Genomic DNA, 8,744 nt, shown 5'->3' with positions numbered 1-8,744 from the left:
CAAGGACGCACCCGCGCGAAAGTCGCACCACTTCAGGGGACATGCCCCCTCAGCCGGCCAGCATCAGAACGAACAGCCCCAGCGCCAGCAGGATCAGCGAGCCCACGATGACGGCGGGCGAGCCGAAGGCCAGCACCAGCACTTCGGCAGCCAGTGCCCCGCCGATCGCGGCCGCCGCCCAGGGCCAGCGCGGTTCCGGTGACCAGCCGTTGCGGCGCTCGCGGGCGACGGTGACACCGAAGGCGAACGCGATGAGCGCCCAGAACAGCAGGTGGGCGACGGCCCGCACGGAGGGTTCGACGTAGTCGGCCATACCGCCGACGACCATCACGTACAGGACCGTCCCGGTGGCCAGGCGCCAGTACCCGCCGCCGCGTTCGGCGGGGATGTCGCGCAGCCGGGCCGGGGTGGTGCGGCGGAAGCGCTCGGCCGCCACGGGCCGCGGTTCGGGCTCGGGCGGCGGGGGCGGCTCGGGGCGGGGTCGGGGTGGTTCGGGCGGCGGCTCGTACCCTCCGACGGGCTCGGGGCCCTCCGGGTACTCGTGGCCACCGGGGTACTGGGGGGAGTCGGACACGGTCCGCCCCTTCAGGTCGGCGCTGTCCGGCCTGCGGCCGGGGAGTCTGGTCTCTCCCCTACCCGGAGCCCGCCGGTGTCAAATCCCCGCACATGAGAAGACCCGGCCGCCCGTGCGGGCCCCGCCGGGGGGACCACCGGGCGACCGGGTTCCGGGCTGATCGCACCTAGTTCCAGGACCAACCGCTGTCCTGGGTGTGCGAGGTCCGCTTGATCATGGCATGCACCTTTCGTGTGGTTTCAGCCCATCCCTGGACCACCTTGGCCCACCCGGCCGCCCCCGGCAAGACCCTCATCCGAACGTTCATCCTTTTATGACGCATTTGGACGCAAGGGGCATAAGGGTGACGAACCAACGAAGCGTGTACCACTGGAACCCCAGTTCAGCGGCACCGCGTTCGCGATCGCAGCTCACACCCTCGCCGACGACCTGCAAAAACGGGATCTGCCGCCGGCAAAATCACCGCATGCCACTGCACGGAGAGTAATCGAACGGGAATTGTTCCATTCCCATTCCGGGATACCGCCACGACCGCAACCCGGACACTTTTCCCTGAATGCCGGGCTCCTCCGATAAAGCCTTCGGGACACACCGACCTCACCAACAGGGAAGGTACACCGAACGCCACATACTCTCCGTGATCACCTTGTGGCAAAGGTTCTCGGACTCCAGGGGATCCCCCAGACTTCGGCCTCCCATTATGGACGCACTAAATCTCGGTATATCGCCTGTCACTTTCAGGGGAAAACCTCATGTCCCACCAACTCGGAAATCCCGCCCGAAGCAGGAGAGGCCCACCCGAATCCCCGGCGCACGGAGATCGAACGGGACACTGAGCCCCCGACCCCCCGCCTTGAGGGTTATCCTGGCTCCACACCGGCCCCCGCAGAGGGGATAGCCGCTTCGCCGGTGACACTCGGGGCTCCGGTCCGGAATCGACACCCCGCCCGAGGGGATATCCGACCCGCCCCACCGGGGGACCGTGCCGGGCACGGTCCCCCTTCGCACGCCCGGTCGGTCGGCGAACCGGGCCCGCGTATCCAGGCGCAGGGTTTCGACGAAGGCGGAGCCGCGTCCGAGAGCGTTTTCGCCGGGCGCACACCGGAGTCCGCCCGCGCGGCGGCCCGTCGGCCGCGGACTCGGGCGGTCGGGCCCCCTCGCCCAGACTGCTCTCTGAAGCCCAGCGGCCTCTTCGAGGCCACCACTCCGGCCCCGGTCACCCGGGAGGTCGTGATCATGGCCGTGGCGGCGCACCATGGATGCCACGTGTGCGTCGTGATGCACACCGCCGCCCTGGAGCGGACCGGTGCCGTCACAGCGTCCGTCGGCGGGCTGCGGGCGTTCACCCCGGCCGTGATCGCTTCCGCCGGGGCGGTGGACGACACCCGGCCTGCGGGACTTCCCGGACCGCGGGTACACCGCACAGAACGCGCTTGAGGTCGTCCTGGGCGTGGGCGTCGGCCTTCACCGACCGCCTCCCGCACCCCCCTGGGCCCAAGACGCCCTGGAACGCCCCCGAGCCGCAGGAGAGCCGGACGCCCCCACCACGACACAAGGGGACCACCCGCACACGGACCCGATGCATGCAGTCCTCACCGCAGGGGGTCACCCCGGAGGGTTCGGGGGGTCTCCCCCCGGCGGGCACGACAAAGACGACCCTGCGAGCGCGTCCAACGCGCGGGCAGGGTCGTCCTGGAGTCTTGTGGAGCTATGGGGATTTGAACCCCAGACCCCCTCGATGAACATCTACGCGGAGGTGTCCAGCAAGGAGAGCCGGGAAGCGCTCAAGCGCCTTGGGCGAACTCTCGGAGGAAAGGCCGGGGAAGACGCACCGTAGCTGTACTTCGCTGCTGTACGGCACGCAGAAGGCCCTGCTCCCGAATGGAAGCAGGGCCGCTGATCTGCTGTGGAGCTATGGGGATTTGAACCCCAGACCCCCTCGATGCGAACGAGGTGCGCTACCGGACTGCGCCATAGCCCCTTGAAGACGAGATAAGCCTAGCAGGGTTCCGGGGATGCTCCGAACCGGTTCCGGAGCACCCCCGGGCCGTCAGTCTCCGGCCGCCCGCAGGCGGGCGTCGGCGTACTGGTCGTAGACCTGGCTGCGGCGGTCGCGCAGGGCGATGATCTCGGCCTCGCGTTCGGCCTCGCGCTCCTGCTGCTCGGCCAGTCTGCGGGCACGCAGGGCCGCGCGGCGGCGGGCCCGGAGGACCGCGGCCCGGTGTTCGGCGTCGGCTTTGGCGGCCTCGCGCAGCAGCGCCAGGTGTCCTCCCAGCAGGAGCACCGGCGGCAGTGTCACCCACCAGGGCCCCAGCCCGAAGGCGACGGCGATCGCCGTGCCCGCGGTGAGCAGGACCAGCGCGGTGGTGCGCCGGCGCCGCCGGGCGATGACCCGGGAGCGGCGCTCGCGGGCCCGCACGGCGGGGACCGGCGCGGGCTCGGCGACGAATGTGTCCTCGTCGCCCCCCGTGTCCTCGTCGTCCTCGGCGTCGTGGATCTCGGCGTCCACCTCGGCCCCGGTGTCCTCGTCCTCACGCCGCTGCTCCTCGGGGACGGCGTCCACCGAGTCCTTCCGCAGCAGCATCGGGACGAGGACGATGAGCCATACGACCACGATGGCCAGGTACAGAGGAGAGCTGCTCATCACCCCTCCTCACGATGACGGCCATTGAACGTTGTCCGACACTTCGTCGACACCGCCCCGCGCGGTCCGTCCAGGGAAGGGTACGTCCGTCGCTGGGACGTGGTTCCCGACCCCGGACCTGTCCGGGAGGTCTCCCGGGCATATCCGCGCGCTGCCCGCATCGTCAATGCGTCTATGTTCCGCACGGTACGACCCCGTGTCCATAAATGCGCCACATTCTGACCGGAGTGTCGCAAGATTGTGGACCCTCAGTTTCGGTCGTCCGGGGCGGCTGAGCGTCGGTGCAGGTCAGAGGGTGATTGCACAGAGCAATGCCAATTCAACGCAAAGTAATTGATCAATGTCGCTAAAGAGAGGTTTAAGTTCCGGTCACATCCGTGATGGTGCCACGTTCAGTTCGGCCCGGGGCTCGGACTCGCCGGGTGACGGGGATCTCCGCCGCCGTTCGGGTCCTGTGGCCCCAATGGGGAACCGGGACCGGAATCGGACTCCGGCGGAGTCCCCGAGGCTCTGCCCAGGCGCCACCGGTGCAACAGCCCGTCCGGTACCTCCTCGGCCGTGAGCGCGTAGCAGATGTGGTCCCGCCAGGCCCCGTCGATGTGGAGCTGGCGTCTGCGCACGCCCTCGTCCCGGAAGCCGAGCTTGGTCGCGACGCGCCTGCTGGCCCGGTTCTCGGGGCGGATGTTGGCCTCGATCCGGTGCAGTCCGACCTTGAAGAAGGCGTGGTCGACGGCGAGCGCCACGGCCGTCGGGGTGATCCCGCGACCCGCGTGGGCGCTGTCGATCCAGTAGCCCACCTGCGCCGATCGCGCCGAACCCCAGACGATGCCGCCGACGGACAGCTGCCCGACGAAGCGGTTCTCGTAGTACACGGACCAGGGCATGGACAGGCCCTGGCGGGCCTCCCGCCGGATGGCCTGGATCATGGCGACGTAGGGGGACAGGCCGGTGCTGCGCAGCGGCATCTCCGGGTAGGTCGGCTCCCACGGCCGCAGCCATTCGGCGTTGCGGGCCCGGGTGTCACGCAGTGCGGTGGCGTCGCGGAGTCGGAGCGGCCGGAGTTCGACCGGCCCCTCCCCCAGGGTGACGGGCCACCCTTGTCTGCGATTCACGACCGTCCCTTCGCCGGCGCCCGCCGGGTTCCGGCTCCGACGGGGGACTCCAGTATTCCACTCCTCGGGCATGACGTGTCGGGGGTCACCCTGCACCCGAAAACGGATGGGCCCTAATGACGTTGGTTCCGCACCGGAAAGGGGTGCCAAGGTCAAGGAATTCTCTGTGGACGGAATGCCCGAGATGTGATTCCCGTCATTGTCCGGTTCATTCGGAGCGCGGGTGATCCGCGCCACGCAACTGGTCGAGGGCGTGGCCCAGGACCGGCTCCAGGACGTCCATTCCGTCGCTCGCCCCGCCCCGCGAGCCGGGCAGGTTCACCACCAGTACCCGCCGGTCACGGCGCACGATCACCCCGGCCAGGCCGCGCGAGAGGATCGCGGTGGGCACCCCCTTCTCCCGCCCCGCGGACCGGATCGCCTCGGCGATCCCGGGCACCTCGTAGGCGAGCAGGGAGCGGGTCACCTCGGGGGTGAGGTCCTGCGGGGTCACGCCGGTGCCGCCGGTGGTCAACACCGCGTCGGCCCCCTCGGCCACCGCGCGCTCCAGCGCCGCCGCGACCGGCGCGCCGTCCGGCACCACCCAGGGGCCCAGCGGCTCGAAGCCCAGGGCCCGCAACCGGTCGACGATCACCGGGCCGGAACGGTCGGGGTACACCCCCGCCGCCGCCCGGTTGGACGCCGTCACCACGGCCACGCGCCGCGCGGGGGTGTCACTCACCACGCCTCCAGTGGCCCTTCTTGCCGCCGGTCTTCTCCTCCACCCGGACCCGGGTGATCTCGGCCTCCGGGTCGACGGCCTTGACCATGTCCACCAGGCCCAGGGCGGCGGTCATGACGCTGGTCAGCGCCTCCATCTCCACCCCGGTGCGGTCGGCGGTGCGCACCGTCGCCCGGATGTCGACGCCCTCGTCGACGACGGCCAGTTCCACGTCCACGCCGTGCACGGCGATGGGGTGGCACAGCGGGACCAGGTCGGGGGTGCGCTTGGCGCCCTGGATCCCGGCGATCCGCGCCACCGCCAGGGCGTCGCCCTTGGGCACCCCGCCCCCGCGCAGCGCGGCGACGGCCTCGGCGCTGAGCAGCACGCGGCCGGTGGCGGTGGCGGTGCGGGCGCTCACGTCCTTGGCGGAGACGTCGACCATGCGCGCCGCCCCCGACGCGTCCAGGTGGGTGAGCCCGCCGGGGTTCCCGTCCGCCCGTGGGGTGTCGCTCATCGTCCGTCGGTCCTTCCGTGTCCGTGACCTGCCGGGCCCGTCGGACCCTCCACGAAGGTACGGCACACGGGCCCCGCCCGTCCCACGGACCCCGCCGGGGTCAGGCCGGGGCGGGCAGGACCAGGGTCTCGACCGACGCCCCCCGCGGCAGCTCCGTGACGTCCTCGGGCACGACGATCAGGGCGTTGGTGGTGGTGAGCGCGGTCAGCTGGTGCGACTCCTGCCGGGTCAGCGGCGCCACCGCGGCCTCCCGTCCCGGACCGGCGGGCGACAGCACGCCGCGCAGGTAGGAGCGGCGCCCGGGCGGCGAGGCGACCGGCGCGCTCAGCCTGGCGCCGACGCCCTCCAGCGAGGTCGGCGGCAGGCCGCGCAGGCGGCGCAGCACCGGCAGGACCAGCACCTGGAAGGAGACGAACGCGCTCACCGGGTTGCCCGGCAGAGTGATGATCGGGGTGCGGTCCGGGCCGATGACGCCGAACCCCTGGGGCTTGCCCGGCTGCATCGCCACCTGGGTGAACTCGACGGTGCCCTGGGCGCTGAGCACCTCCTTGACCACGTCGTAGGCGCCCATGCTCACCCCTCCGGTGGTGATGACCAGGTCGGCGCGGACCAGCAGCCCCTCCAGGGTGTCCAGGACCTCGGCCGGGTCGTCGCCGACGAACCCGTGGCGGTACACCTCGCAGCCCGCGTCCCGGGCGGCGGCCGCCACCATGAAGCTGTTGGACTCCCATATCTGGCCGGGGCCCAGCGGGCGGCCGGGCTCCACCAGTTCCTCACCGGTGGAGAGCACCACCACGCGCGGGCGGGGGAAGACCGGGACGGTGCGGCGGCCCACGGCGGCCAGCACTCCCATCTCCCCGGCGCCGATACGCGCACCGGGCTCCAGGACCACCGTTCCGGCCTCGATGTCGCCGCCCGCCCGGCGGATCGCGTTGCCCTCCCGGACCGGCCGGGAGAAGGCGGCCCGGGCGGCGTCGCCGTCGGTCCACTCCACCGGGACGACCGCGTCGGCCCCGACCGGCAGGGGCGCACCGGTCATGATGCGGGCGCACATGCCGGGGCGGATGGCCGCGGGCGACGGATCGCCCGCGGCGATGTCGGCGACCACCGGGAGCCGGACCGGGGTCTGGGGCGAGGCGTCCGCCAGGTCGGCGGCCTGCACGGCGTACCCGTCCATGGAGGAGTTGTCGAAGCCGGGCAGGGAGACCGGGGAGGCGACCGTCCCGGCCAGGACGGTGCCGTGCGCCTGGAACAGGTCGACCTCGACCGGCCGGGGGTCGTCCACCACGGCCAGCATGTCGGCGATGTGCTGTTCGACGCTCTTCACGGGGGCTCCTCCGATTCGCGGCCAGGGCGTGGGCGCCCGCGGGCGCCCACGCCCCATTGTGGCCGGGCACGGGTCGGCCGGCGGGCACCCGCCCCCGACCCGTGCGTCACGCCGCCGGGGCGCTCACTCCCCGGAGCCGCCCCCCGGCCCGCCCGTCGGGGCGTTCCGGTCGACGAACTCCCGCAGCCACGGCAGCAGCTCGTCGGCCAGATCCGGGCGGCGGCAGGCGAAGTCCACGACGGTGCGGATGTAGTCGGCCTTGTTGCCGGTGTCGTAGCGGTGGCCGCGGAACAGGACGCCGTGGACCGTGCCGCCCTCCTCGGGCTTGCGGCGGGCCAGCTCGCGCAGGGCGTCGGTGAGCTGGATCTCGCCGCCCCGGCCGGGCGGGGTCTCGTGCAGCACCGGGAAGACCGCCGGGTCGCAGATGTAGCGGCCGATGATCGCCCAGCGGCTGGGCGCCTGCTCCGGGGAGGGCTTCTCCACCAGGTCGGTCACCACGACGACGTCGTCCTCGTCGGTGGGCTCGATGCCCGCGCAACCGTAGAGGGAGACCTGCTCGGGCTCGACCTCCATGAGCGCGACCACGCTGCCGCCGCGCTTGTGGCGGACCTCGATCATGCGGCGCAGCAGGTCGGCGGACTCGATGAGGTCGTCGCCGAGCAGGACCGCGAACGGGCTGTCGCCCACGTGCGCCTCCGCGCACAGCACCGCGTGCCCCAGGCCGCGCGGCTCCCCCTGCCGGACGTAGTGGACCTGCGCCAGGTTGCTGGGCTCGCGGACCGAGCTCAGCCGTTCGACGTCGCCCTTGGACTCCAGCGCCTCTTCGAGCTCGTAGGCCCGGTCGAAGTGGTCCTCGATGGAGCGCTTGTTGCGGCCCGTGATCATCAGGACGTCGCGCAGGTCGGCGGCGACGGCCTCCTCCAGGACGTACTGGATCGCGGGCTTGTCCACGATCGGGAGCATTTCCTTGGGGGTGGCCTTGGTGGCCGGCAGGAAGCGGGTCCCGAGGCCGGCCGCGGGTACGACCGCCTTGGTCACGGGGGCGAGAGCGGGGTCTGGCTGGTCGCTGGCGTTCATGTCGGCACTCTAGGACAGTCTCCGACCGCCCACGATTCACCTTGGTGTTCCGGGTGTCGAGAAGTTCCGGTGGTTTCGGGTCCGAGTAGGACGAAAGCCATCCTCCGTTCACCGGGAGCGCACTGGCACACTGGCGGCATGAGCGAGACGACGCGGTCGGAGAAGCGGCGCATACGGCGGGACGTCCTGGCGGCGCGTCGGACGATGGACCCCGGGGAGCGCGAACGCGCCGGGTCGGCCGTGCGCGACACCCTCACCGCACTGCCGTGGCTGGCCATGAGCGGGACCGTGGCCTGCTACTACTCGGTGGGCACCGAGCCGGACACCCGCAAGCTCGTCGCGGCGCTGTGGAAGCGGGGCACGTACGTGCTGCTGCCGGTCTTCCTGCCCGACGGGAACCTGGACTGGGCGGCCTACGACGGCCCCCAGAGCCTGGAGCCCGCCGGGCACGGGCTGCTGGAGCCCACCGGCCGCCGCTACGGGGTCGGCGCCCTGGCCACCGCGGACGCCGTGGTGTGCCCCGCGCTGGCCGTGGACCGCTCCGGCGGTCGGCTGGGCCGGGGAGCCGGGTGCTACGACCGGGCGCTGGCACTGCGGGGGCCGAACTGTCCGGCGATCGCCGTGGTGTACGACGACGAGTTCGTGGACGCGGTGCCCGGCGAGGAGCACGACCTGCGGGTGGACGCGGTGGTGACCCCCGGCGGCCTGCACGTGTTCGGGTCCGGTGTGTGGCCGGACCGCGGGTAGCCGGACCGGGTGCCCGGCCGGGGTGCCGGAGCGGCGGGATTAAGCG

General features: G+C 72.0%; 9 protein-coding genes and 1 tRNA gene. 2 read left to right on the top strand and 8 right to left on the bottom strand.

From position 1 onward, the window contains the following. Positions 1-49: 49 nt before the first annotated feature. A complete protein-coding gene (locus QJS33_RS19775; protein WP_306369508.1) occupies positions 50-574 on the bottom strand; it encodes a hypothetical protein in 525 nt (174 codons plus the stop codon). Between the two features lie 648 nt (positions 575-1,222). Here QJS33_RS19775 and QJS33_RS31435 point away from each other — a divergent pair. Further along, positions 1,223-2,011: a carboxymuconolactone decarboxylase family protein gene (locus tag QJS33_RS31435; protein WP_372339687.1), complete on the top strand. Its 789-nt coding sequence runs from the start codon at positions 1,223-1,225 to the stop codon at positions 2,009-2,011. 470 nt (positions 2,012-2,481) lie between these two features. Here QJS33_RS31435 and QJS33_RS19770 read toward each other — a convergent pair. The 7 genes from QJS33_RS19770 to galU form a co-directional block, all read right to left on the bottom strand. Beyond that, a tRNA-Ala gene (locus QJS33_RS19770) sits at positions 2,482-2,555 on the bottom strand. Positions 2,556-2,624: 69 nt separating this feature from the next. Continuing rightward, positions 2,625-3,218: a hypothetical protein gene (locus QJS33_RS19765; protein WP_306369507.1), complete on the bottom strand. Its 594-nt coding sequence runs from the start codon at positions 3,216-3,218 to the stop codon at positions 2,625-2,627. A gap of 392 nt (positions 3,219-3,610) precedes the next feature. After that, on the bottom strand, positions 3,611-4,330 hold the full coding sequence (locus QJS33_RS19760; RefSeq protein ID WP_306369506.1) for a GNAT family N-acetyltransferase: 720 nt from the start codon (positions 4,328-4,330) through the stop codon (positions 3,611-3,613). A gap of 208 nt (positions 4,331-4,538) precedes the next feature. Next, on the bottom strand, positions 4,539-5,051 hold the full coding sequence (locus tag QJS33_RS19755; RefSeq protein WP_306369505.1) for a molybdenum cofactor biosynthesis protein B: 513 nt from the start codon (positions 5,049-5,051) through the stop codon (positions 4,539-4,541). Continuing rightward, positions 5,044-5,547, bottom strand: coding sequence for a cyclic pyranopterin monophosphate synthase MoaC (gene moaC, locus QJS33_RS19750; protein WP_306369504.1), 504 nt, complete (start codon positions 5,545-5,547; stop codon positions 5,044-5,046). Before moaC ends, QJS33_RS19755 begins: the two co-directional genes overlap by 8 nt. A gap of 100 nt (positions 5,548-5,647) precedes the next feature. Next, a complete protein-coding gene (gene glp, locus QJS33_RS19745) occupies positions 5,648-6,874 on the bottom strand; it encodes a gephyrin-like molybdotransferase Glp (protein ID WP_306369503.1) in 1,227 nt (408 codons plus the stop codon). Between the two features lie 123 nt (positions 6,875-6,997). After that, complete coding sequence (gene galU / locus QJS33_RS19740; RefSeq protein ID WP_306369502.1) at positions 6,998-7,951, bottom strand: UTP--glucose-1-phosphate uridylyltransferase GalU; 954 nt, start codon at positions 7,949-7,951, stop codon at positions 6,998-7,000. Between the two features lie 138 nt (positions 7,952-8,089). On the opposite strand from galU, the gene QJS33_RS19735 reads away from it, so the two are divergent. After that, on the top strand, positions 8,090-8,698 hold the full coding sequence (locus tag QJS33_RS19735; protein ID WP_306369501.1) for a 5-formyltetrahydrofolate cyclo-ligase: 609 nt from the start codon (positions 8,090-8,092) through the stop codon (positions 8,696-8,698). Positions 8,699-8,744: the final 46 nt, after the last annotated feature.

This window comes from Nocardiopsis sp. CC223A, assembly GCF_030766825.1.
Taxonomy (GTDB): domain Bacteria; phylum Actinomycetota; class Actinomycetes; order Streptosporangiales; family Streptosporangiaceae; genus Nocardiopsis.
Note: the sequence above shows the minus strand (reverse complement) of the source record. Positions and strands in the feature narration are given on the sequence as shown.